The following is a 24020-nucleotide window of genomic DNA, read 5'->3' as shown; positions in this document are numbered from 1 at the left end:
AAGGAATCAATGCGATGCCAGCCGCCGCCGACAAACCGGACCCGGGGCGCCGCGCCCTGCTGCGCGGATCATGGCACAGGCCTGCGCCTGCGCTGAGGCCGCCTTGGACGGATAATGAAACCCTCATCGACCGATGCAGCCGGTGCGACGCCTGTCTTGACGCCTGCCCGCAAGACATACTCGTCCGCGGCGACGGTGGCTTTCCAACCATCGACTTCATGCGCGGGCAAGGCGAATGCACCTTCTGTGGGGCCTGCGCGGATGTATGCCCCGAACCGGTTTTCAATCGCCGTCAGGAACCACCCTGGAATCTGACCCTGACCGTCAACAAAGACAACTGCCTGCCCCATGCTGGCATTCACTGCGAGGCTTGCCGCGACGCATGCGAACAGTCCGCGATTGCCTTCCGCCCCCGTCTGGGCGGACCAGCCCAACCCGACATTGATCAGGAAAAATGCAACGGCTGCGGCGCATGCCTTTCCCTGTGCCCCGCCAACGCCATCAGCGCCAGAGCGCCCATGGAGGAAACCGCATGAATGCCCCCTGTCATATCGCAAGCCTGGTGGTCCGCTGTCAGCCGGACTGTCTCGCCACTGTCGAAGCCGCCCTCGCCGATTTCGAGAACCTCGACATTCACGCAACCGACCCAAGCGGCAAAATCGTTGTCGTGCTCAGCGCCGAACGCGCTAACGATATTTCGGATTTCAGCACGACATGTACCCAGTTCAACGGCGTCTTGAGCTGTGACCTCGTCTTCCATGCCATCGACGAGGAAGAAGACGCCCCAATGCAGGAGAGCCACTGATGACAGAGTTTGCTACCTCCAGACGCGCGCTGCTCAAGGCGCAGGCCGCTGCTGTAGCGGTCGCTGCTGCGGGCATAACCCTTCCCGCCCAGGCGCAGAACCTGGTCACAAACCGCGAGAAGACCGGCCTGAAATGGTCCAAGGCGGCTTGCCGCTTCTGTGGCACGGGTTGTTCGGTTATGGTCGCGACCAAACAGGGCCGTGTGGTCGCCACCCATGGTGACGTCAAGGCGGAGGTCAACCGTGGCCTCAACTGCGTGAAAGGGTATTTTCTTTCAAAAATCCTGTATGGCAAAGACCGCCTGACGACCCCTCTTCTGCGTAAGACGAACGGCCAATATGACAAGAATGGTGAATTCGAACCCGTTTCCTGGGACGAAGCCTTCGACGTCATGGCCGAGAAATTCAAGAAAACCCTGAAGGAAAAAGGCCCCACTGCCGTCGGCATGTTCGGGTCAGGGCAATGGACGGTCTGGGAGGGCTATGCCGCCTCAAAACTGATGAAGGCCGGTTTCCGCTCCAACAATATCGACCCCAACGCCCGGCACTGTATGGCATCTGCCGTGGGTGGCTTCATGCGGACCTTCGGCATCGACGAGCCGATGGGCTGTTATGACGATATCGAAAACGCGGACGCCTTCTTCCTCTGGGGTTCCAACATGGCGGAAATGCATCCGATCCTTTGGACGCGTGTCACCGACCGCCGCCTCAGCGCCCCGCATGTGAAGGTCGGCGTGCTTTCCACCTTTGAGCATCGCTGTTTTGACCTGGCGGATATCCCGATGGTGTTCAAGCCCCAGACCGACCTGGTCCTGTTGAACTTCATCGCCAATCACATCATCCAGACCGGCAAGGTGAACAAGGACTTTGTCGACAGACACACGACCTTCCGTCGGGGCAACACCGATATCGGCTATGGCCTGCGACCCGAGCATCCGTTACAGCAAGCCGCCGAGAATGCGGACAAGGCTGGCGGTTCCTCGCCGATGACTTTTGAGGAATATGCGGAATTCGTCTCCGAATACACCCTCGACAAGGCGCATGAAATGTCCGGCGTGCCGAAAGAGCGGCTGCTGGAAATGGCGGAAATCTACGCCGATCCGAACATCAAGGTTACGTCCTTCTGGACCATGGGCTTCAACCAGCACACCCGCGGCGTCTGGGCGAACAACCTGATCTATAACGTTCATCTGCTGACGGGGAAAATCTCCGAACCCGGCAACAGCCCCTTCTCGCTCACCGGCCAGCCGTCCGCCTGCGGCACTGCACGTGAGGTCGGGACCTTCTCCCACCGCCTGCCCGCCGACCTTGTCGTCGCCAAACCGGAACACCGCGCCATTGCGGAAAAAATCTGGCGCCTGCCGGACGGAACTATTCCGCCCAAACCCGGCTACCACGCCGTGCTTCAGAACCGGATGCTCAAGGACGGCAAGCTGAACGCCTATTGGGTGCAGGTGAACAATAACATGCAGGCCGCGGCGAATATGATGGAAGAAACCCTTCCCGGTTATCGCAACCCGGATAACTTCATCGTCGTCTCCGACGCCTATCCGACGGTCACCGCCCAGGCCGCCGACCTGATCCTGCCCACCGCCATGTGGGTGGAAAAGGAAGGTGCCTATGGCAATGCCGAACGGCGGACCCAGTTCTGGTATCAAATGGTCGATGCGCCGGGCGAATCCAAATCCGACCTTTGGCAACTGGTTGAGTTCTCCAAACGCTTCACCACAGACGAGGTCTGGCCGGAGGAATTGTTGGCCAAAGCGCCGGAATATCGCGGCAAGACCCTCTACGAAGTCCTCTACCGAAACGGAAATGTCGACCGCTATCCATTAGCCGACCGCAACATGGATTATGCCAACCATGAGGCCGACGATTTCGGTTTTTACATCCAGAAGGGCCTGTTTGAGGAATATGCCAGCTTTGGCCGTGGTCATGGCCACGACCTGGCGGATTTCGACCGTTACCACGAAGAACGCGGACTGCGTTGGCCGGTGGTGGACGGCAAGGAAACGCGCTGGCGCTTCCGCGAAGGCAGCGACCCCTTTGTCGAACCGGGAACCGGCATCCAGTTCTACGGACACAAGGACGGCAAGGCGCGTATCTTCGCCCTGCCCTATGAGCCGCCTGCAGAATCCCCGGATGATAGCTATCCCTTCTGGCTGGCAACCGGACGTGTTCTGGAACACTGGCATTCCGGCTCCATGACACAGCGCGTGCCAGAACTCTACAAGGCCATGCCGGACGCCAAATGCTTCATGCATCCGGATGACGCCCGGGAGATGGGCCTGCGCCGGGGTGATGAGGTGAAGGTGGAATCGCGCCGGGGCCACATCCTGACCCGTGTGGAAACACGCGGCCGTAACAAGCCGCCACGCGGTCTGGTTTTCGTGCCCTGGTTCGACGCCAGCCAGCTTATCAACAAGGTGACCTTTGACGCGACCGACCCGATTTCGAAACAGACCGATTACAAGAAATGTGCGGTCCGGATCGTAAAAGCATGACCTGTGGGACGAGGAGGATAAACCGATGCGTATCGGGATTATAGTAGCAGCACTGACACTGATCATCTCACAGGCTGTCTTTGCGCAGGAGGCGGGAACATCCATTGCCGACCTTCGCAGCGAGGAACCGCTGGCGGATAATGCCACGCCCCCCGTCATGCCCAAGACCGAAGACAAGGCCGGGCGGCGGGTTCGCAACTACCCTGAACAGCCGCCGACCATCCCCCATGAGATCGACGGTTATCAGGTGACCAAAAACGCCAATAAATGCTTGTCCTGCCATGCGAGAAACCGCACGGGCGAAAGTGGTGCCCCGATGCTCAGCATCACCCACTTCATGGATCGGGATTACCAGTTCCTGGCGACCGTCTCCCCGCGCCGTTATTTCTGCAACCAATGTCATGTTCCGCAGATGGATGTGAAGCCGATGATCGAAAACGAATTCGTCGACATTGATTCACTCATCCTGCCGAAGAACAAAGAATAGACAGGAGATCGGCATGCGAAAGCTCATATATCTCCTAAAGATTTTCTGGCAGACGCTGACACGGCCCGCCGTGCACCTGAGCCTTGGTTTCCTGACCGTCGGTGGATTTGTCGCCGGGGTTCTGTTCTGGGGCGGGTTCAACACCGCCTTGGAAGCCACCAACACGGAGACCTTCTGCACATCCTGTCACGAAATGCGCGACAATGTGTTTTCAGAACTGAAGACCACCGTGCATTTCTCCAATGCCTCCGGTGTGCGGGCAACCTGCCCGGACTGCCATGTGCCGCATAACTGGACCGACAAGATTGCCCGCAAAATGCAGGCATCGAAAGAGGTCTGGGGTGCAATCTTCGGCACGATCAACACCCGTGACAAATTCCTGGATGAACGATTGCGGCTTGCCAGTCATGAATGGAACCGCCTGAAATCCAATGACTCGCTTGAATGCAGAAACTGCCATAGCGAAGAGTCCATGGATTTGACCATGCAGGGACCACGCGCGGCAGAAGCCCATAAGAAATTCCTGATCGAAGGAGACAAGACCTGTATCGACTGCCACAAGGGCATCGCCCACCAACTGCCGGATATGTCCGGTGTTGAGGGGTGGCATTAGCGATACATCACATTACTCTGCGTCAAAGGAAGGCTGCTTCAGTTTGGAGCAGCCTTCACAGTAACGGCACAAGCTCTCAGAACTCCAAATATCGGTGCCTATTTACACCGAAATCAATCAAGAGTACATCAAACGATCCAATATCAGCTTGTCATACAGGGATGCGTTGGCTTGTTCTCAAAACTGACCGCTTACTACAATACAGCTCGCAGTTTGCCCTTACCGGCAGTTTTCGCCAAGGCACTCCGGAAAACCGGTTTCGATTCATACACTCTGCAGCGCATCGACTTTTTGTACGCGAAAGAGTTCCAGCGACCGGAAAAAGCGGCAAAAATCCTATTCGATGCCTGCAAGTTGGCTGGAGTGGATTTTTCCTATCTCATCAGGCTAATGAGAGACAAAACCGTTCTTGAAATCGGCTGCGGTCCGCACGGCGGAACGATGCCCCTGGCATTGGTCGCAGGAGCAAAAAACTACATCGGCGTCGACCCACTCTTCAATGAACAGCTGTTTTCCGATATTGCGGCAGGCGGGCGATACCTTGAAACAGCTCTGCCAGAAAATGCGTCCTTTCTGAGGAGCAACGTTCCCGGCATAAGAACACAAGATGTTGGCCCACAATCGGCAATGCCCAAAGTAAGCTTCAAGAAGGGCGGCATTTCACAACGCCCGACGGACGAGCCACATGTAGACCTTGTTGTATCAATATCTTGCCTCGAACATATCCACGACTTTTCCAAAGCGGCTCGCGACATCGCAAATATTTCGAAAGACACGATACATTTTCACATCGTGAATTTTTCGAACCATTTATACAAAGATCGCCCCTTTGCCGAACTGTATGAAATGCCAATGCATGAGTTTTCCAAAAAATGGAAAGGCAATATCAACGGCCTACGAATGTTCGAAATGGCTAAAATTTTCGAAGAGGCCGGGCTGGCACTCAACGCAATACCTTTGGATATGCAAGCTCAAGCACTACCCACATCAATCGCGCCTTGGTGGACTGAGCGTTATAGCCAGGACGAACTGTCGATCCGCACAGCAATCCTGACAAATATAGATTTTCCAAACTAAGGTTCCCGCCACCGAGGCTCCTTATCTTCCTGAGATCAAAAAGGAGCCTCCCCCCTTATAGGCTCACCATCGCGGTGCCAACCGGGATGCAAACTTGTTATTGATAATCATTATTAACATTGATATCGTCCACGCAGGTCAGTGGTGGTTGAGTTAATTTCTGCAAAACAAGGCAGGATTGCCGTTGCTGACCGATTGGTTGCAACCCTGTTGGCAGAATGTCGTTCCCGCCCCATGAATGCCTGGCACCGCAAGCTCGCAATTCTGTTCGAAAAGCACAGCCGACATCTTGTATCGCTGGCGGCGAGGCGTGTGCAGGACCGCGAGGTCGCCGGGGAAATCGTTCAGGATGTCTATACCAGGATGCTGCAGGCAGGCAGCAGCGGTGGTGGCGACAACGACGATACCAAAATCCTTTATGCGGCTGTGCGCAACGCCGTCACAGATCACCGGCGCAGCAGTCACCGCCGGCAACATGCGATGAACCAGGTCTTGCCCAATCAATTGGGTCATGTGCTGGCCTCTTCACCGGAAGAGCAGGTCGGGGCCCGCCGGGCCTTGTCCACACTGGACAAGGCCCTGATGGAATTAAGACCGCAGGCCCGGGAGATTTTTCTCCTGCATAGGGTCAAGGGTGTTCCCAACGCCGAAATCGCCAGACGCTATGGAATATCCGTCAGTGCGGTGGAAAAGCAGTTGGCCCGTGTCATGCGCCATTGCCAACGCCACCTGGCTGAGCATATTAACCAGCCATAAGAACCCATCCAACTGCCACATGCGGTCTTTTTGATCCCGAGCGTTCATTATGAGTAGGGAAAAGCCAACTCACTGAACAATGCAAACGGGGCATAAGGGTTGCCGGGAACCATGCAGCGCGACATCGAACCGACAGACGAGCAGAAAGACAAGGCCGCGTTTTGGCTGGCAAAACGCGCCGGTGGTTCACTGTCGGAAGACGAGAAGCGCCAGCTTGAGGATTGGCTGAACGCCGCCCCGGGCAACCGGTTGGCCTTTGACCAGATGCGTATCCTCTGGGCACAGCTTGAAGCCCCGGCAAAACGGCTTGCACAAAAAAGCAAACTGCCCTGGAAACGCCTGCGCAGGCCGGGGTGGCGTGGCTCCCTCGCATTGCTGGGAGCGTCCTGCGCGCTTTGGGCTGCTGTCTGGTTCACCTCCCCGAATATCCTGCAGGACTGGCAGGCCGATATCGTTGCAGGCCGTGACATCGCCACCACCGCGACACTGCCGGACGGTTCCACCTTAACCCTCAGCGCGGATACGGCCCTTTCAACCAACTTCGAACAGGGACGACGTCAGGTTACGCTGTTACGCGGCCAGGCCCTGTTCGATGTAGCGCATCATGACACCAGCCCTTTCATCGTCAATGCGAAGGAGGCAACTGTCCGGGTTGTCGGTACGCGATTCAATGTGGACCTGCAACCAGACCAGACGGTCGTCAGCGTCAATCGGGGCGCAGTCGAGGTAACCGGCAACGCCGATACAAACCCTGCCCGCCTTATACCGGGGCAATCCGTCTCCGTCCGCGACGGTCATAGCTCTGCGATCACATCCGCCAATCTCGACCTCGTCCTGTCATGGTTGAACGGGCAAATCAGCGTTCAGAATATCCCCGTCGGAGACCTGACCGACCAGTTGGAACGATATGGCACGGGGCGGATCGTGGTCATCGGGCCGTTAGCTTCTCGAAAGATTTCCGGCACTTTCCCCGCAACCGACATCGACCGCGCCCTGGATACCATTGCCGCGGCAACCGATAGCACAGTGCTTCACAGCACCCCCTGGCTGACCATCCTTTTCTAGTTGCGAAAAATTTTCATTCGCATGTGAGGGTCTCTTCCCGCCAACCGTTAGTCCTTAGTGAAGGCAGCATCTTTGCTGCCAAAGTACTCATTGTTTGTTGGAGAGTTGAGAAATGTTGGCGTCACGCCCGTACCCCAAGTCCAGATCCCTCGTCGCAGCTTTGATGGTATCCAGCGCAATCGTTGCGCCGATTTTGGGTGTGGCGACGCCTGCCCTGGCTCAAGACCAGGTCGCCGACCAGACGTATCAATTCGATATCGAGGCCGACACGCTGGCCGCCGGTATTGCCGATATCGGCAGGGCATCCGGCTGGAACATCGCCTACACCTTTAATCTGCCGACGATTGATGAGACGGTTCAGGTGAAGGGTTCTCTCACCGTGCCACAGGCGATTTCCCATCTGCTGCGCGGGACGGAGCTGTCCTACAAGGTGACCGCCGATAAATCCGTTATCCTTGTAGACCGGACGGCTTCGGCAACCACCGCCGACGACGGTACGGTCCAACTGCGTCCAATTGATGTGGAAGCCACACAGACCAGCCCCAACGCCGTGATCAACACACTGCCCGCGCCCTATGCAGGCAATATGGTCGCAAGTGGCGGACGGGTCGGCATGCTGGGCAACAAGGACATCATGGACACGCCCTTCAGCACAACCAGCTTCACCCGGGAAAAGATCGAAAACCAGCAGGCCGGGACCGTCGCCGATGTGGCAAAACAGGACCCGTCCGTCCGCGTATCCAGCAGCTCGGGCGGCATGCTGGACGCTTATTACATTCGCGGCTTCCCGATCAACATCGGCAACTCCAGCGACATTGCCTTCGACGGCATTTATGGTGTCACGCCCAGCTATCGCATCATGTCCGACCTGGCGGAGCGGGTGGAAGTCGTGAAGGGGCCGACCGCACTGATTTACGGCATGGCCCCGAACAGCGCCGTTGGCGGCACCATCAACATTGTGCCCAAACGCGCAGGCGACGAGGACCTGACGGCCATCAAAGGTACCTTCGGACGCGGAGAGCAGGCAGGCGCCCATGCGGATGTCGGCCGCCGCTTCGGAGAAAACAACGAATTCGGCATCCGCCTGAACGCAGGTTATTCCGATGGCGATACAGCATTGGACAATCAAACCCGAACCGCACGCCTCGGGTCCGCCGCACTCGATTATCGCGGTGAGGATTTCCGGGCGACCCTCGACCTGATCAATCAGCGCGAGGATTTCAATGCGCCGTCCCGCGAAGTCCGGTTGGCAGCCGGCGTCGCCCTGCCCGACGCCCCCAACGGCGCACGCAACATCACGCAGGCCTGGGAATGGTCTGAAACAGAGGATAATACGGCCCTGCTCCGGGCGGAATACGACATCAACGACAGCCTGATGGTTTTCGGTGGCCTGGGCGGTGGCATTTCCGAGGTTGACCGTCTGTTCGGCTATCCGGTCATTCAAAACAGCGCCGGGGATACCTCGGACACCCCGTCACGCTATGTCTTCAAATCCTATAGATGGAGCAGCGATGCCGGAATCCGGGTTCAATTCGACACGGCGGCAGTCAACCATAGCCTGACTTTGCAGGCCAACTACTACGGTGACCGCCTCAAGAAGGGTTCCGCAAACGGCGTGGGCCTGACCTCCAACATCTACGATCCGATCAACCGCCCGGCACAGTCCGTGGCAAAGCCGTCCAATATCGTTACCCGGTCAAAAAACACGATAACCGGCGTTGCCCTTGCTGACACCCTGTCCGTCTGGGACGAGCGGGTTCAATTGACCCTGGGCGCACGCCAGCAGCGTGTGGAAACGGACAATTTCGACGCCAACGGGGCCGCCAGCGATTCCTATGACGAAAGCGCCCTGTCCCCCATGGCCGGGATCGTCGTGAAGCCCTGGGAGCATGTTTCGGTCTACACCAACTATGCCGAAGGCCTGAGCAAGGGCGATATAGCCCCGAACACCGCCAACAACGCAGGCGAAGCGCTCGCGCCTTATGTGACAAAGCAATATGAGGCGGGTGTCAAACTGGACTTCGATACCGTCGCCACGACCGCCAGTGTTTTCCAGATCACAAAGCCATTCGGCCAATTGAATGCAGGTAATGTCTACACAAGCGATGGCGAACAGCGGAACCGTGGCATTGAACTCAATGTCTTCGGCGAGGTAAGTCCCAGCATTCGACTGATGGCAGGCGCCATGTTCATTGATGCCGAAATGACCAGCACCAGCAGCGCCAGCACCCTGGGCAAAACCCCGGTCGGCGTGCCTGACTTCCAGGCCAATGTAACCGCCGAATGGGATACCTCCTTTGTTGACGGGCTGACCCTGGCGGGCACGGTCATCCATACAGGCAAACAATTTGTCGATGCCGCCAACACCAACAGTGTCGATGACTGGACCACGTTGGACCTGGCCGCCTACTACGATTTCGAGGTCGGCAAAACACCGCTGACCGTCCGGGGCACCGTCGAGAATGTCTTCGATAACGAATATTGGTCCGGCGTGAATAGCTGGAGCATGATTTCCCAGGGCGCGCCGCGCACATTCTACGTCTCATTGACCTCTAAATTCTGATCAACAGGCAGCCAGACAATCTCACCCATGACCCAAGCCCCCACCACGCCAAGGGAGACGTACATGCAACCGACCACCGCCAATGCGGCCAGTCCTTTGATGTCAGATACCGAAACGAAAGTTCCGGCCCTCCCTCCGCTGCTGGATCCGACCATCGCCACCCTGCTGGAGCATAGCCCCGGCAGGGTGATGGAACTGGTGGAACAATTCGGATCGCCGTTGAACATTGTCTGGCCGCATATCCTGCACAAGAACCTCCACGCCATGCGATCCGTCCTCCAGGCGCATGGTGTGGAGCATCAAATTTTTTACGCCATCAAAGTGAATAAGTCGCAATCGCTTGTCCACGCCGCAGTCGACGCCGGATTGGGCGTGGATGCGTCCAGCCTTTATGAATTTCGGGATGCCCTGCGCGCCGGCGCCAAACCGGAGCAGATATGCGGCACCGGCCCGGCAAAGCCGGACGCCTTTATCGCCGATCTTGTGAGCCGCGGCGCCCTGATCTCAATCGATTCTGTGGAGGAACTGGCTGTGCTGGAAAGCCTCTTGTCCGATTACCGCGACAACTGGCCCATTCGGGTGACCCTGCGCTATCGCCCGAGCGCCTCGCTGCAAAGCCGGTTCGGCATGACCGCCAATGATCTGGAACATTGCCTTAGAAAGCTCTCGACACAAAAGGCGGCCTTCCAATTCGAAGGGTTCCATTTCCATCTTGGCGGTTATCGGCCCGCCCCACGCGCCGAAGCCCTGTGTGAGCTTGTTGATTGGGTCGATACGGCCCGCGCCCTCGGCCTGTCCCCCAGAATGGTGGATATTGGTGGCGGTATTCCGATCCGTTATGTCGAAAGTGACAGCTATGATGCCTTCATCGCCAGTCATCACGACGGGCACTATCGCAACGCCACAACGCCGACGTCCTTCTATCCATATGGCGGGCGAATGGATGCACAGAAATGGCTATCCCTGTTCCTGGCATCCCCCTGCCGGGACGGGCAGAACATTGCCGATTACCTGAAACAGGAAAACCTTGTGCTGGGCCTGGAGCCGGGCCGCAGCCTGGTGGACCAGACGGCCGTTACCGCCTTCCGCATCACACGGGTCAAGGCACTGGGCGAAAACGACTATGTCCTCTTTGTCGAAGGCAGCAGCTTCAGCGCCTGCGAGACCTGGTTCAATTCAGAATTCCTGCAGGACCCGATCCACCTGCCCTGCGGCCTCGCCGGAGCCAACGATGACAAGCCCTGCCGCGCCTATATCGCGGGGCATAGCTGTCTGGACGAGGACGTCATTACCAACCGTTTCCTCCCGTTCCAATCCCGCCCGCAGACGGGCGACCTGATCGTCTATGCCAATACCGCAGGCTACCAGATGGACCTGCTGGAGAACGAATTCCACCGGGTTCCCATGCCAAACCGCATCGCCGTCAACAGCGACCTAACCACCGTCGTCCTCGACGACCTTTCAGGAGAAGCTGAATGATCTATCAAAAGGTAACTGATCTCATGGGCAACACGCCGGTTCTGGCGCTTCCCGTTGCCGCCCCCGAAGTGCGTTTGCTTCTCAAGATCGAAAAGAATAATCCCGGCGGCAGCATGAAAGACCGCATGGCCCGGAACATGGTCCTGACCGCCATTGAGGATGGCCGCCTGCAGCCCGGCGGTACCATTGTCGAATCCTCCTCCGGCAATACGGGCATCGGCCTGGCGATCACCGCCGCCGAGCTGGGCTTCCGCTTTATCGCCATCGTCGATCACCATGCGGCCCCGGACAAACTGGCGGTCATGAGGGCGCTTGGCGCGGAACTGCAATTTGTCGAAGGCGACTACGCCGAAGACGAGGTGGCTGTCGTCGAACGACAGAACACAGCCGCCCGGTTGGCGCGGGAAATCCCCGGTGCGATTTTCATGAACCAGTCCGACAACCCGGCCAACCCGGCGGGCTATGAGGGACTGGTCGATGAGTTGTTCGACCAGACAGGCGGCGAGATCGACTATCTGGTCGGCTGCACCGGCACCGGTGGGTCGCTCAGCGGGATGGCCCGCGCGATGAAGGCGCGTAAACCGCAGATCACGTCCTATGGCGTGGAACCAAAGGGTTCCATCATTTTCGGCCAACCCGGATATCCCTATTACCAGTCGGGCACGGGCACACCCAAAGGCGACGAAATCGGAAAGGTCGTGGACTACGACGTCATCGACGAAGGCATGCAGGTGGGCGACACGGAAGCCTTTGAAACCGCGCGTTTTTTGGCCCGTGAGACCGGCCTGCTAGTCGGTGGTTCGACCGGTGGCGCAGTCTACAAGGCGCTTGAACTGATCCATGAAAGAAACCTGCGCGGCACCGTGGTCTGCTGTGTCGCCGATGGTGGCGAGAAATATCTGCACACTGTTTTCAGCGAAGAATGGCTGCAGGAGCGCGACCTGACCGATCCGGCGGTCTGGCATCGCCTGCGCCAGTGGGTCCCGCTGGACCATCCCTACGCCAGGACAGAACCTATGGAGAAGATCGCATGATCAGTCAGACATCAGGCACGCCGGTGGTTCTGGTCGAAACCAGCCGCATTCTCCGTCACGAGGAACATATCCCCGAACGCCTGGAGGAGATCCGTGAGACGATCAGCTGCGCCGGTGTCTGGACAACGCCACTGCTGGTCGAATGGGACGACCTCGTGCTGATGGACGGACACCACCGCCTGGCCTTCGCGCGTGAGCAGGGCCTCAGCCATGTACCCTGTCTTCTGGCGGATTACCGCAGCGTCGCGGTGGAATCGCGCCGCGCACAATTCACGGTCACGCCGACGGATGTGCGCACCCGTGCGCGTACGGGTCGGCTGTACCCGCCCAAGACCACGCGCCATCTGATCCCATCCTCCTGGCGGCTGGAATGCGCCTTTGGCCTTGATGAACTGGGCCATGAGCATGGCGCGCGCAATGTAGTCGAGCTGGCCGCAACCGGTGGAGAGGCACGATGACCGCACCTTCTCCGCTTCACGTCGTCATCTGTGGCGGCGGAAAGACCGGGCATCTCAACGCCGTCCTGTTCAAACAGCTACCGGGCGTGAAAGTCAGCATCCTGACAGGCAGCAAGCCCCTCATCGACCGCCACCGCAAGGGCGACTGTCGCATCACCGCACAATTGCCCGATGGCGGACAGATCACCGCCGCACCGGACGCCGTGTCCGATGACGCCGTCGAGGTGGCCGCTGACGCCGACCTTGTCATCGTCACCGTGCCCGCCCACGTCCGGGAAGCCGTCCTACAATCCCTCCGGCCAGCCCTGCCAACGGACAAGCCCGTCTATGTTGGAGCCATTCCCGGCTTCTGCGGGTTCGACTGGCTGGCAGAGAAGGTCTTTGCCGGGCAACCCAATGTTGTCATCTGGGGCATGAAGGACGTGCCGCACACCGCCTTTGAACTGGCCCCCGGTGTCTCCATCCGCATGGGAGGAGCGAAAAGCCGCCTGCATATTGCCGCCCATGCCCGGGAGACGGATGAAAACCGTCAGAATCTGCATACCATTCTGCAGCGTCTGTATGACGCTCCCGTCGACTTGCTGGATAACTATCTGGAAATCACTCTGACACCGGGCAATCCAATCATGCACAGCTCGGCCATATACGGGCTGATCGGGCCATATGCGCAATGGCATCAGCGCCCGTTTAACTGGCGCGTCTGCTGGTGGACGGACAGCACGGAACTCAGCGCCTATTTCCTGGAACGCAGCGACGAGGAAAGCCGCGCCCTGTGCCGGGCCATCGAGGGGCGACTCAAGGTTGACCTTTCCTCCGTCGACCCGCTCAAGAAGGAGATCACGGACGCTTACGGCGACCAGATCCGTGACCCGCACACGATGCTGGGCGTGCTGCGGACGAACAGGGCCTATGAGGCAATCGAGGCCCCGCTTGTGCCCGCCGCATCCGGCGACGGCTATGAGATAGACCGCGAAAGCCGCGCCTTCCATGAAGACATCGCCTTCGGCCTCGCCCTGCTGGTGGAGATGGGCCGGCGACTGTCGGTTCCCATGCCCCATATCGAAGAAATCTTCGGCTGGTGCGTTGCCCATATGGGCGGATTGCGGAAATCCGCCCTCGACTATTTCCCCGAACACTGGCCCGCAGAAAGATCAATCGCATGAATACGATCCAGACCATGATCCCTGCAAAAACGTCCCTTGAATCCAACGACCGGGCGGTTGTCGAGCAATACTCACAGCGCAATGCCCTGCGCCGGGTAATTCGCTGTATCTTCGCCGAAAAGCTTATTGATAAAGACCAACTGTTTTACGCGCCAACCGGCAACGGTGCCTGGCTGCCCCTTTGGGACCGGAAGGCCCTGCTCTTTTTCGAAGACCTGAAGGCCGCCCCGGCCAATACCTTCATCAACAACGGCAATATCCGGTTGATCCGGCAAGGGCAGGCAGCGCAGGAGATTGAGACCGCCGGTGCCTTGCTGGACCTGCTTCACCCGCTTTTCTGTTTCCAGGTCGGCGAAGAAGGGCTGGAAAAAACCAAAGCGGATATCGCCAACAGCACAACAAACGACGCCCAGGCACGGACCTATCGCCATGACTGGAACGAACGTCTGCGTAAGGAAATCAAAGCCCACGGCGCAAAGGGGCTGGTTGATCTCATGCGCCAGACACAATCCACGCGGAAGGCAGCCATACTGCTCGATCAATGGGGATCATTGGAAGGGCATCCCTTCTATCCCACCTGGAAGTGCAAGCCGAACCTGACGCCGGATGAGGTAGAACGGCTTTCTCCCGAATTCGACGCCGTCGTGCCGGTCCGCATCACCGCCTTGCGCGCCGACATGGCCTATATGGAACGCATGCCCCATGTCAGTGACTATCATGTCTGGTTCGCGGAAAACTTTCCCGACCTCTATGCGGCTTGGAAATCCGGCCTGGAGAGCAAGGATCTGGTGCCTGCGGAATACCTGCCGCTGCCAGTGCATTCCTGGCATCTGGAGAATTTCGTCAAAACCGAATATGCCGAGGAAATTGCTGACGGCATCCTGATCACCGATGGCCCCGACCTTGATACAAGGCCCAGTATGTCCTTCCGGACCATGCTGCCGGAAACGCCGGACGACGCGCCTTTCATCAAACTGCCGGTCGCCATCTGGCTGACCAGCGAACTGCGCGGCCTACAGGCAAAATCCATCAATATGGGCCCAAGGTTCAGCACCGTTATCGAACGCATTCTCTATGAAGAGGACGGCTTTAACAAAGCGCTGGAATTCTTCCCCGAAGACCTGGGTTTTCACTTTAAACATGCGGTGAAACAGGACGATCACGCAGGCAAGCATCTCTCCGTCGTCTTCCGCACGACCGCCAAGGCCCTGAACCGCAATGATGGGCTGTTACCGGTCACGGTCGCGGCCCTGTTCGCACAATCCCCATCGAATGCCCGTCCGCTGATCACCGAACTCGTAGAGAAGGGCGGGGAGCGGGCAACGGCCGATCAGGTCGAGAATTTCTTCCGGCGCTATGTCCAGGTTGTCGTGAAGCCGGTGGTGAATATGTATCTGCTTTACGGTCTGACACTGGAGGCGCATCAACAGAATACCTCCATCCTGTTCGATGCCGACGGCACGCCCAAAAGCCTCCTCATCCGGGACTACGGCGATGCCCGTGCCTATTCACCGTTGCTGGAAAAACGCGGGCATTCGATCAAGCCATATCGCTATGGTGTGATCCTGCCGACGGTCTTTGACGACAGTATTGAACCGATCCGCTCCTTCATCCTGGATGCGGTCTATGTCTGCCATCTGCATGAGATGGCACTGATGCTGTCGACGGAATACGGCCTCGCCTCCAACCGATTATGGCACATCATTGGCGAGGAAACCGACGCCGCCTTCCAGGCAATCGCACCGCGTGTGCATGACAGGAATTTCTGGGAAGACGAACGCCGGATTTTCCTGACGCAGCCCTGGTCGACGCGCTCGCTTCTGCGGATGCATCTGGAACAATATGCCGATTATCGGATTCAGCATGAGTTGCCGAACCCGATCACGCCTGCGGCGGAGTGACATCTATATGACCGCATCGCTTGCTTCGCAGGGCCGCTGGCAGATCCACGTCCTTTTCGCCATCCAACTTGTATCCATGGGTGCCATGGAGATGAGCGGGCCGTTCTGGCCCGTTCACCTCAAATCCCTGAGTTCTTCCGACTGGCTTTTCGGTTTCGCCGGGATTGCGGTTTATGTGGGTCCCATGCTGGGCATCATGCTGACCAGTTCCTTCTGGGGACGGCTGGGAGACCGCACGGGCCACAAGCTGATGATGATCCGGGCGCTGGCCGGTCTGGCCGTCACACAGATGGCGCTGGCCTATTCCAATGACGTCTGGATGATTCTGGTGCTGCGCTTTCTACAAGGGGCCTGCGCAGGTTATATCGCCCCCGCCCAGGCCTATGGCGTCAGCATCGAAGACCCGTCCCGCCGGGCACGGCTGTTCGCCTATCTGCAGGTTTCCACCAATCTGGGGTCGATGGTCGGGGCCATCCTCGGCGGTGTCATCCTCGATATTGCAACCTTCTTCTGGATCAACTTCACCGCCTCGATCCTCTGCGCCCTGTCTGCCGTGGCTGTATGGATCATCCTGCCGGATGTTCAGCCCACCACCGCTTCATCGGCAAGTGCAAAGCCGTCCTCCCAGAGGCAACCCGGTGTCTGGCGACAACCGCCGGTCCTGGGGCTGCTGGTCGTCATGGGGGCATTACTGGTCAGCCGCCTGATCCCGCAAACGCCCTTTTCCCTTTATGTCAGCGGCATTTTCAACGTGGATAACTGGATCGTCGGCCTGTGCTATGGCCTGCAGGCCTTTGGCTTTGTTGTCTCTGCCTCGCTTTGGGCAAAATATTTCGAGGGCCGGACACTGCAATCCGTTCTGGGCAGGATGGCCCTGGTTGCCGGGGTCTGTATCCTGCTGATGGTTATCGCGGGCCTGACGAGATCGGCAAATGTTTTCATCGGCATCTATTTCCTCTGGGGGATATTGCTGGGCGCAACCACGCCCGTCCTGATGTCGCAGATATCCAATGCCGCAGGCAACCTGAGGCAGGGGCATATCCTGGGTATCGCACAAAGCACCATCCAGTTCTCCTCCATCGCCGGAATCGCATTGGGCGGCTGGTTCAGCCAGGCAGTGGGTCTTGAATACACCTATTTCCTTGTCGCCGCCGTCTATGCAGTCGCGCTGGCCGGGGCGCTCGCCGTTCGTTTCCGAAACGGCGCTTCAGCCAACTCCGCCCTCAACGAACCTGCCACCGAAAGCAGTCACTAGGGCTATGAAAGAACAAGAAAAAGAGAGGATCAACATGACAAGAAAGCTCCCCGGCTTTCTCGCCGCCATGGCGGGTTTCCTGCTGACCATTGGCGCGGGGCAGGCCGACCCCGTCACCGTTACCGATATTGTCGGGCGGAACGTCACGGTAAATACGCCGATCAAACGGGCAATCCTGGGCGAAGGCCGCATGCTTTATGTGATTGCCGCTCTCGACAGGGAAAACCCGGCGAGCCGCATTGCTGCTTGGCGGGATGACCTGATCCAGGCGGACCCGGCCACCTATGCGGCCTATCGAGAGAAATTTCCCGCCTTCGCCGACATCCCGACCTTCTCCGGGTTGGAGCAAAGCCTGATTGATATTGAAACGGCAATCAGCCGAAAACCGGATGTGGTGTTCCTGAACGTGGAAAGCCAACGGGCAACCAAAGACGCACAATATGTGGAAAAGCTGGCTGCCTTGAATATTCCGGTGATCTATGTGGATTTCCGGCACAAACCCATGAAAAACACCACGCCGTCCATCCGCCTTTTCGGCAAGCTCTTTGGCCGGGAAGATCGGGCGGAGGCCCTTATCCGCTTCCGGGAAAAGCAAATTGCGCGGGTCACGGACCGCCTTGCCCAGGCAACCCCTGCCAGACCCAAGGTCTTTCTGGACCGGGCGGCGGGCTATTATGAGGATTGCTGTCATACGTTCGGGGATGGGAATTTCGGCAGGCTTGTCACGCTTGCAGGCGGCGACAATATCGCAAACAGCCTGCTGCCCGGCACCTTCGGCCAGCTTAACGCGGAACAGGTGATTGCCTCGAACCCTGCGCATGTGATCGTCACCAGCGCGGATTGGGCGGCCTATGTTCCCGGCGGCAAATGGGTACCTGTCGGCCCCGGCGCGGACATGACAGAGGTACAGCGCAAGCTTGCCTATTATCCGACACGCCCGGCCTATACCGGTATTGCCGCACAAAAGACCCTGGCCTTCCACGCAGCCTGGCACCAGTTCTACAACAGCCCCTATCAATTCATCGCCGTCCAGCAATTCGCAAAATGGTTCCACCCGGACCTTTTCACCGACCTCGACCCGCAGGCGACCTTCCGGGAATTGCATGACAAGTTCCTGCCAATCGGCTTCCAGCCGGGATATTTCGCCTCTCTTAAAAGCAAGGGAGGATCGTCATGACGGTGGAAGAACTGGCCCCCCCGGCACAATCGGGGCGGCTGTTTTATCAGACACAGGTCAGACGCCGGGCAGTCCTGCTCGGCGTGTTGGCGTTTTCGTTACTGTTAAGCATCTGCATTGATGTGTCGCTTGGCCCCGCGCGCTACGCCCTGAGTGATGTATTCACAGCCATTTTCGCCCCCGGCAGCAGTGATGAACAGATTTCAGTGGTCATCTGGAAAATCCGCATGCCGATTGCGATTATGGCCGTTGTGGTGGGCGCGGCCCTGGCCGTGGCAGGCGCACAAATGCAGACGATCCTGAACAACCCGCTTGCCAGCCCCTTCACCCTGGGTATTTCCGCTGCCGCCAGTTTCGGCGCCGCCCTGGCGCTGGCCTTCGGGCTGACGATCATTCCCGCAGCCACGGATTACGTGGTGCCGATCAATGCCTTTGTGGTTGCCATGCTCACCGCAGGGCTGATCCATATCCTGAGTATGAAACGCGGCGTCACCGTCCAGACAATCGTGCTATTAGGCATTGCCCTGGTCTTCAGTTTCAACGCCCTTTTGTCCCTGATCCAGTTTTTTGCCTCATCCGAAGCCTTGTCGGCAGTCGTGTTCTGGACCATGGGCAGCCTGACCAAAGCGACCTGGCCGAAAGTATTCGTGACGTTGGCGATACTGCTTCTTGTCCTGCCCCTGTTCGCGCGCCGTGCCTGGGCTTTGACCGCCATGCGCCTGGGCGATGACAAGGCGGCCAGCTTTGGTGTGAATGTGGGGCGATTGCGACTGGAGACCCTGATCCTGGTCAGCCTGCTCTCCGCCATTCCGGTTGCCTTCGTCGGCACCATCGGCTTTGTCGGACTGGTCGGGCCGCATATCGCCCGGATGCTGATCGGGGAAGACCAGCGGTTTTTCCTGCCAGCCTCCGCACTATCGGGTGCCTTGATCCTGTCAGCCAGCTCGATTGCCAGCAAATCCCTCATGGCCGGGGCGATCCTGCCAATCGGGATCGTCACCTCCCTTGTCGGCATCCCGTTTTTCGTGATGCTCATCTTCTCCAACTCGAGGCAGTCATGGTAGCGATCAAACTGACGGATCTCGGCGCGCGGCATGGCCGGAAACTGACGTTATCCGGCATCACCACACCAACCTTCAAAGGGGGCGACGTGGTTGCCGTCATCGGCCCCAATGCGGCAGGTAAATCCACCCTGTTCAAACGCATGGCAGGCCTTCTGCCGGGCCCCGGCGACGTCATGCTGTCCGGTGATGATGCATCTGTCTGTTATATGCCGCAGGACACAAATGCCAATGCGGCGCTGAGCGTCTATGAATCGGTTCTCCTCGCCCGCAAGCAGGGGGCCTCCTGGTCGGTCGGCAGACAGGACCTCGCGATCATCGACGAAACCCTGAGTGCGCTCGACATTGTAGGCCTCGCCCACCGCAACATCGCGGAATTAAGCGGCGGCCAGCGCCAGTTGGTCGGCCTTGCCCAGGCCCTTGTGCGAGAACCCGCAATCCTACTCATGGACGAACCGACGGCGGCCCTCGACCTCTATCGTCAGGTGGAGGTTCTGACCTTTGCCAGACGGCTCGCGCGGGAACGCGGCATGATCATTTTCGCCGCTCTTCACGACCTGAATGACGTGCTGCAATATGCTGACCAGGCCATGCTGATCGCAAACGGACAGCTTGCGGCCTGCGGTCCCAGCGCGGAAATTGTCACCGAAACAACCCTGCGCGACTACTATAACGTCGCCGCCCGGATTGAGGCCTGCAGCCGGGGAATCCGGCGCGTTATTGTGGATGGGAAAGCCATGTGAGAAAGAAACAAAAAATTTAATACAAATGTTAAGCAACACTAATCATTCACTTTTTTCTTCACCACTCTCGATTTGATTGCTAGCTTATCTTTCTTTTCAATCAATAGGGAGTGCGAAAAATCATGGCGAATAAATATGATCATGGTCTCGCAATTAAATGGGGTTCTGAAATCTATTATGTACCTGCAGAAGCATGGCAGAAAGAAAAGCTGCCGGATGATCTGAAGGCAGAAGTTCAACAATTGGTATCCCGCGGCTCTATCCTGGGCTCGGTCTCACAGACCGGTGAAGGCATCGGGTCTGCCTGCTATCTGGTCGACCTGAGTGCCATCAAACCTGACGTATAATTTTGCAGTTCGGTAGAAATCTTAAAAATGATGGGGACGGTGGTATTCCACCTTCCCCATTACACATTAGTGATACTGCGGCAGAGAAAGGCTTTGACCGAGGCACCCACCGCCTGATCAGCCCTTCGGAAACATTAAATAAAATCAAGCCGTACCTATTGGAAATGGGCATTACCCGGGTTGCCAACATTACCGGCCTTGACCGGATCGGCGTGCCTGTGTTTGCCGTCTATCGTCCCAACGCACGCTCTATCGCCGTTTCACAGGGTAAAGGCCTGACAGAAACAGCGGCGAGGGTTTCCGGCATAATGGAGGCGATTGAATCCTTTCACGCAGAACACCTCCAGTTGCCTCTTATCTTGGCCAGCGCAGACGAAATGGCCCAAACCCGCCTCATTGCGGACACGGACGCGTTGCCCCGCCTCAGCGTCAGCAACTTCAGCGTAGACAAACCCCTTTTGTGGTGCGAAGGCGATGACATGCTCTCCGACCGGGAGACCTGGGTCCCCTATGAGATGGTGCATACAAACTATACGCGCCCCCTTCCGACGGGCAGCGGCAACTTCCTGATGAGTTCAAACGGGCTGGCATCCGGCAACCACCGCCTGGAAGCCATCAATCACGGTATTTGCGAACTTGTTGAGCGCGACGCCCTGGCGTTGTGGAGCTTGCAAGGCGGAACCGCCAACCCGGTCGGTCGAATGGATTTGTGCTCTCTTCGCGATCCGGACTGCCGTGACGTCCTTGAGAAACTGCAACGGGCCGAGATGACCGTGGCCGTATGGGATATCAGCACCGATATCGGCATCGCGTCATTCGTGTGCTGTCTCGTGGACAAACAGTCCAATCATCTCGGACAGTTTTATTCAAGCCACGGCAGCGGCACACATCCCAGCCGGAACATTGCCTTGCTCCGGGCCCTGACGGAGGCGGCGCAAACGCGCCTCACCTATATTGCAGGCGCACGCGATGACGCCCATAGAGATATGTTCGACCTGTCCCGAAACCCGGACCGCATTGCGCAAGTCAACCGTGATCTGGCTGAAACCGCCAAAGGTCCACTGCGCCAGTTTGAAAACACACCGGATTACAGCGGACAATCCCTGGACGATGATCTGAGCCATCTTTTACAGCAGCTTAAAGCCGTCAGCATTAAACAGACCATCGCCATAGACCTGCAAAGCCGGATTCCGGATATGGCATTTGTCCGGGTCATAATTCCCGGACTTGAAGGCCTGCACGATGCGCCGGGCTATATCCCAGGCAGGCGCGCCCAGGAAATTCTGAAAAGCAAAACCGTATGAGTATAACCGTGTTTCTGGGGCCAAGCCTGCCCCCTTCCGAGGCGAAAGAATTCCTGGATGCGGATTTCCGCCCGCCCGCCGCACAAGGCGATCTTTACAATGCCGCGTCCGAAGGGACCAAAGTCATTGCCCTGATTGATGGTTATTTCGAGCAGGTCCCCGCCGTCTGGCACAAGGAAGTGTTATGGGCCATGAAGGAGGGTATCCATGTTTACGGGGCATCCAGCATGGGTGCGCTTCGCGCAGCCGAACTGGCACCATTCGGCATGACCGGAATCGGACATGTATATGAAGCATTTGCCACTTGTGAACTGGAAGATGACGACGAGGTTGCCGTCACACATGGACCACGTGAACTCGGCTATCCAATCACCTCCGAGGCCATGGTCAATATCCGCACAACTTTTGCAAAGGCCGCCGGCGAAGGGACTATTTCAGAACACACCGCTGCTACCCTGACCGTGCTTGCAAAACGGATGTATTATCCTTCCCGCACCTACGCGGGCGTGATCGCAAAAGGCAGGGAAGCCAGACTTCCCGAAGCGGAGCTGAACGCCCTTGAAGGCTGGCTGCCCACCAACAAGGTGGACCAGAAGCGATTGGATGCCATTGCGCTCCTGAACCATATCAAAGCCTCACATTCCGGCGACTTTCCGCCCAAGCAGGTTGGCTATCACTTCGAACATACCGACACGTGGGAGCAGGCGACACGGGATGCCGGACAACGTTCACGGGGAGGCACATCCAACAAACCGCTCACGCAATTGCTGCTCGACGAACTGCGCCTCGGCGGCCAGGACTATAATCAGATCATGCCGCGGGCGGCGTCGCGCGCGCTTGCCCTGCAGGAAGGCAGCAGACAGGGCATTTCCGTGGATCAACAACGGTTCCGGGAAGTCCTGCACACATTTTTCCATCAACGCGGACTACGCACCCCGGAACAGATTGCAGAATGGATGGCACGGCAGGGTCTTGATGAAGACGGCCTGACCACATTGATCCGGCAGGAAACGATCATCGGGCATGTTGAAACGTTTTTCCAGGATGCAACGATCCAGCAACTGCCCGATACGCTTCGTACCTTGGGATGTTTTGACCGTTACATGGGGCGCGCCCTTGCAAAGGCCCGCTATCTAGAGGAAATAGGGCTGGAAAATGCCAGTCTGGATTCCTGCGGCCTTACAGAGGAGGACCTCATTTCCTGGTATTTTGAACAGCGGGGCGGGCAGGCGCGACCGGCAGACATAGACAGCTACTGCCGGTCACTGGGTATCCACAACCGCTATTCCTTCATCCAGGCCCTGGCGCGCGAATACCTGTTCGAGAACCGATTGCAGTAGCCGCCTCACTGTTCGTTTAGATAACTGATGGGTTCGTAAAGTTTCCAGACGATACCGTCCTTGCCGCCAACTACCGCATTTTGAACCTCCGGCTGTTCAAAGAGCCAGTCGATCGCTTCCTGCGCCTGCGGCAACGGTGAGGAGGTAGAAAATATGGTGATATAACGGCGCAGCCGCCCGGTCTGTGAATAGGTGCCCTGGACCATTCGCCAGTCGAATGCTTCAGACAGCGGCGAGCTTGGGTCATTGGCCGCGTCAATCATGAACGTCCTGTATTCCGACAGGACCTCCGGTGACTGGACCATATTCATTTCCGTATACAGAAAAAAACGGGTCCCCTCAGGCGGTCGGAACGACGGCATATTGTTCTGCGGGTTATAGACCATGGCCCCGGTCAGTTCCTGCGTCTCCCGCAGGACCATCGCATTGAGATTCCTATAAACCTCATCGTCGTCAAAATATTCCATCAGATACGGCAGTGAGTTGTAGTCACGCAGCCGCCAGATATGGAGGTAACTTTTGTAGTCGCGGTCATCCGGTTCCGTCGACGGAACACGGCTGGGCGTGCGTTGCGCGGAAAGAAACAACTCCCAACCCGGCCAGGGTTTCTCCATGAAAGTCGGTAACAGTTCGTGCATGTAATGTTCGAACATCCGCCCCTGATGGTCATTGTCTGAAATATCCAAAACAACCTGAAGATAACGAACTGGGAGCGGCATAGACATCCTCATGCTTCATTGTTGAATATCGACTTGCTTAAAACCCTTTTATACAAAAGGCTTAGCAATCATCGTAAAGTTTAGACAGCATATCTAATTATTGGAAGCGCATAGTTGCAAATTTCCTTACAGGGTTTCCCTCCATGACACTTTTGCAGAGACCGGCAAC

At 57.7% G+C, this 24020-nt stretch carries 22 protein-coding genes; 21 read left to right on the top strand and 1 reads right to left on the bottom strand.

Going from position 1 to position 24020, the window contains the following annotated elements:
- Positions 1-14 precede the first annotated feature (14 nt).
- The 21 genes from napF to IF205_RS06830 all read left to right on the top strand — a co-directional run bounded on the left by napF (position 15) and on the right by IF205_RS06830 (position 23132).
- The gene (gene napF / locus IF205_RS06930) at positions 15-536 is read left to right on the top strand and encodes a ferredoxin-type protein NapF (protein WP_259782559.1); all 522 of its coding nucleotides are present in this window, start codon (positions 15-17) and stop codon (positions 534-536) included.
- Complete coding sequence (locus tag IF205_RS06925; protein ID WP_259782558.1) at positions 533-805, top strand: chaperone NapD; 273 nt, start codon at positions 533-535, stop codon at positions 803-805. Before napF ends, IF205_RS06925 begins: the two co-directional genes overlap by 4 nt.
- Complete coding sequence (gene napA / locus IF205_RS06920) at positions 805-3309, top strand: nitrate reductase catalytic subunit NapA (RefSeq protein WP_259782557.1); 2505 nt, start codon at positions 805-807, stop codon at positions 3307-3309. Before IF205_RS06925 ends, napA begins: the two co-directional genes overlap by 1 nt.
- Before the next feature lie 25 nt (positions 3310-3334).
- On the top strand, positions 3335-3796 hold the full coding sequence (locus IF205_RS06915) for a nitrate reductase cytochrome c-type subunit (protein WP_375542679.1): 462 nt from the start codon (positions 3335-3337) through the stop codon (positions 3794-3796).
- 13 nt (positions 3797-3809) lie between these two features.
- A complete protein-coding gene (locus tag IF205_RS06910) occupies positions 3810-4409 on the top strand; it encodes a NapC/NirT family cytochrome c (RefSeq protein ID WP_259782556.1) in 600 nt (199 codons plus the stop codon).
- A gap of 171 nt (positions 4410-4580) precedes the next feature.
- Positions 4581-5486, top strand: coding sequence for a methyltransferase domain-containing protein (locus IF205_RS06905; RefSeq protein ID WP_259782555.1), 906 nt, complete (start codon positions 4581-4583; stop codon positions 5484-5486).
- 144 nt (positions 5487-5630) lie between these two features.
- Entirely contained in the window at positions 5631-6242 is a 612-nt protein-coding gene (locus tag IF205_RS06900; protein WP_259782554.1) for an RNA polymerase sigma factor, read from the top strand.
- A gap of 111 nt (positions 6243-6353) precedes the next feature.
- The gene (locus tag IF205_RS06895) at positions 6354-7307 is read left to right on the top strand and encodes a FecR family protein (RefSeq protein WP_259782553.1); all 954 of its coding nucleotides are present in this window, start codon (positions 6354-6356) and stop codon (positions 7305-7307) included.
- 163 nt (positions 7308-7470) lie between these two features.
- Positions 7471-9870, top strand: a complete 2400-nt coding sequence (locus tag IF205_RS06890; RefSeq protein WP_259782552.1) for a TonB-dependent receptor — start codon at positions 7471-7473, stop codon at positions 9868-9870.
- A gap of 63 nt (positions 9871-9933) precedes the next feature.
- On the top strand, positions 9934-11349 hold the full coding sequence (locus IF205_RS06885; RefSeq protein ID WP_259782551.1) for a Y4yA family PLP-dependent enzyme: 1416 nt from the start codon (positions 9934-9936) through the stop codon (positions 11347-11349).
- Positions 11346-12383, top strand: coding sequence for a PLP-dependent cysteine synthase family protein (locus IF205_RS06880; RefSeq protein WP_259782550.1), 1038 nt, complete (start codon positions 11346-11348; stop codon positions 12381-12383). Before IF205_RS06885 ends, IF205_RS06880 begins: the two co-directional genes overlap by 4 nt.
- Positions 12380-12841, top strand: a complete 462-nt coding sequence (locus IF205_RS06875) for a ParB N-terminal domain-containing protein (RefSeq protein ID WP_259782549.1) — start codon at positions 12380-12382, stop codon at positions 12839-12841. Before IF205_RS06880 ends, IF205_RS06875 begins: the two co-directional genes overlap by 4 nt.
- A complete protein-coding gene (locus IF205_RS06870) occupies positions 12838-14004 on the top strand; it encodes an NAD/NADP octopine/nopaline dehydrogenase family protein (protein WP_259782548.1) in 1167 nt (388 codons plus the stop codon). The genes IF205_RS06875 and IF205_RS06870 overlap by 4 nt, the downstream gene beginning before the upstream one ends.
- Positions 14001-15905 carry an IucA/IucC family protein gene (locus tag IF205_RS06865; protein WP_259782547.1) on the top strand — a complete coding sequence of 635 codons (1905 nt, stop codon included), beginning with the start codon at positions 14001-14003 and terminating at the stop codon, positions 15903-15905. The genes IF205_RS06870 and IF205_RS06865 overlap by 4 nt, the downstream gene beginning before the upstream one ends.
- 7 nt (positions 15906-15912) lie before the next feature.
- The gene (locus IF205_RS06860) at positions 15913-17160 is read left to right on the top strand and encodes an MFS transporter (protein WP_259782546.1); all 1248 of its coding nucleotides are present in this window, start codon (positions 15913-15915) and stop codon (positions 17158-17160) included.
- A 34-nt stretch (positions 17161-17194) separates the two neighbouring features.
- Positions 17195-18337, top strand: a complete 1143-nt coding sequence (locus IF205_RS06855) for an ABC transporter substrate-binding protein (RefSeq protein ID WP_259782545.1) — start codon at positions 17195-17197, stop codon at positions 18335-18337.
- Positions 18334-19401: a FecCD family ABC transporter permease gene (locus tag IF205_RS06850; RefSeq protein ID WP_259782544.1), complete on the top strand. Its 1068-nt coding sequence runs from the start codon at positions 18334-18336 to the stop codon at positions 19399-19401. Before IF205_RS06855 ends, IF205_RS06850 begins: the two co-directional genes overlap by 4 nt.
- Positions 19395-20141 (top strand): ABC transporter ATP-binding protein, encoded by a 747-nt coding sequence (locus tag IF205_RS06845; RefSeq protein WP_259782543.1) that lies wholly within the window; start codon positions 19395-19397, stop codon positions 20139-20141. Before IF205_RS06850 ends, IF205_RS06845 begins: the two co-directional genes overlap by 7 nt.
- Before the next feature lie 122 nt (positions 20142-20263).
- Positions 20264-20488: a hypothetical protein gene (locus tag IF205_RS06840; RefSeq protein ID WP_259782542.1), complete on the top strand. Its 225-nt coding sequence runs from the start codon at positions 20264-20266 to the stop codon at positions 20486-20488.
- A gap of 2 nt (positions 20489-20490) precedes the next feature.
- Positions 20491-21792: a YcaO-like family protein gene (locus IF205_RS06835; RefSeq protein WP_259782541.1), complete on the top strand. Its 1302-nt coding sequence runs from the start codon at positions 20491-20493 to the stop codon at positions 21790-21792.
- Positions 21789-23132, top strand: a complete 1344-nt coding sequence (locus IF205_RS06830) for a TfuA-like protein (protein WP_259782540.1) — start codon at positions 21789-21791, stop codon at positions 23130-23132. The genes IF205_RS06835 and IF205_RS06830 overlap by 4 nt, the downstream gene beginning before the upstream one ends.
- Positions 23133-23137: 5 nt before the next feature.
- Here IF205_RS06830 and IF205_RS06825 read toward each other — a convergent pair whose 3' ends face one another.
- Entirely contained in the window at positions 23138-23851 is a 714-nt protein-coding gene (locus IF205_RS06825) for a hypothetical protein (RefSeq protein WP_259782539.1), read from the bottom strand.
- Positions 23852-24020: the final 169 nt, after the last annotated feature.

The organism is Aestuariispira ectoiniformans (genome assembly GCF_025136295.1).
Taxonomy (GTDB): Bacteria; Pseudomonadota; Alphaproteobacteria; order UBA8366; family Aestuariispiraceae; genus Aestuariispira_A; species Aestuariispira_A ectoiniformans.
Note: the sequence above shows the minus strand (reverse complement) of the source record. Positions and strands in the feature narration are given on the sequence as shown.

Coding starts and splice junctions, on each gene's coding strand:
- IF205_RS06860 (WP_259782546.1), top strand. CDS start 15,913: ATGACCGCATCGCTTGCTTCGCAGGGCCGCTGGCAGATCCACGTCCTT.
- IF205_RS06910 (WP_259782556.1), top strand. CDS start 3,810: ATGCGAAAGCTCATATATCTCCTAAAGATTTTCTGGCAGACGCTGACA.
- IF205_RS06890 (WP_259782552.1), top strand. CDS start 7,471: ATGGTATCCAGCGCAATCGTTGCGCCGATTTTGGGTGTGGCGACGCCT.
- IF205_RS06915 (WP_375542679.1), top strand. CDS start 3,335: ATGCGTATCGGGATTATAGTAGCAGCACTGACACTGATCATCTCACAG.
- IF205_RS06850 (WP_259782544.1), top strand. CDS start 18,334: ATGACGGTGGAAGAACTGGCCCCCCCGGCACAATCGGGGCGGCTGTTT.
- IF205_RS06865 (WP_259782547.1), top strand. CDS start 14,001: ATGAATACGATCCAGACCATGATCCCTGCAAAAACGTCCCTTGAATCC.
- IF205_RS06855 (WP_259782545.1), top strand. CDS start 17,195: ATGACAAGAAAGCTCCCCGGCTTTCTCGCCGCCATGGCGGGTTTCCTG.
- IF205_RS06880 (WP_259782550.1), top strand. CDS start 11,346: ATGATCTATCAAAAGGTAACTGATCTCATGGGCAACACGCCGGTTCTG.
- IF205_RS06885 (WP_259782551.1), top strand. CDS start 9,934: ATGCAACCGACCACCGCCAATGCGGCCAGTCCTTTGATGTCAGATACC.
- IF205_RS06830 (WP_259782540.1), top strand. CDS start 21,789: ATGAGTATAACCGTGTTTCTGGGGCCAAGCCTGCCCCCTTCCGAGGCG.
- napA (WP_259782557.1), top strand. CDS start 805: ATGACAGAGTTTGCTACCTCCAGACGCGCGCTGCTCAAGGCGCAGGCC.
- napF (WP_259782559.1), top strand. CDS start 15: ATGCCAGCCGCCGCCGACAAACCGGACCCGGGGCGCCGCGCCCTGCTG.
- IF205_RS06895 (WP_259782553.1), top strand. CDS start 6,354: ATGCAGCGCGACATCGAACCGACAGACGAGCAGAAAGACAAGGCCGCG.
- IF205_RS06925 (WP_259782558.1), top strand. CDS start 533: ATGAATGCCCCCTGTCATATCGCAAGCCTGGTGGTCCGCTGTCAGCCG.
- IF205_RS06840 (WP_259782542.1), top strand. CDS start 20,264: ATGGCGAATAAATATGATCATGGTCTCGCAATTAAATGGGGTTCTGAA.
- IF205_RS06825 (WP_259782539.1), bottom strand. CDS start 23,851: ATGCCGCTCCCAGTTCGTTATCTTCAGGTTGTTTTGGATATTTCAGAC.
- IF205_RS06870 (WP_259782548.1), top strand. CDS start 12,838: ATGACCGCACCTTCTCCGCTTCACGTCGTCATCTGTGGCGGCGGAAAG.
- IF205_RS06875 (WP_259782549.1), top strand. CDS start 12,380: ATGATCAGTCAGACATCAGGCACGCCGGTGGTTCTGGTCGAAACCAGC.
- IF205_RS06845 (WP_259782543.1), top strand. CDS start 19,395: ATGGTAGCGATCAAACTGACGGATCTCGGCGCGCGGCATGGCCGGAAA.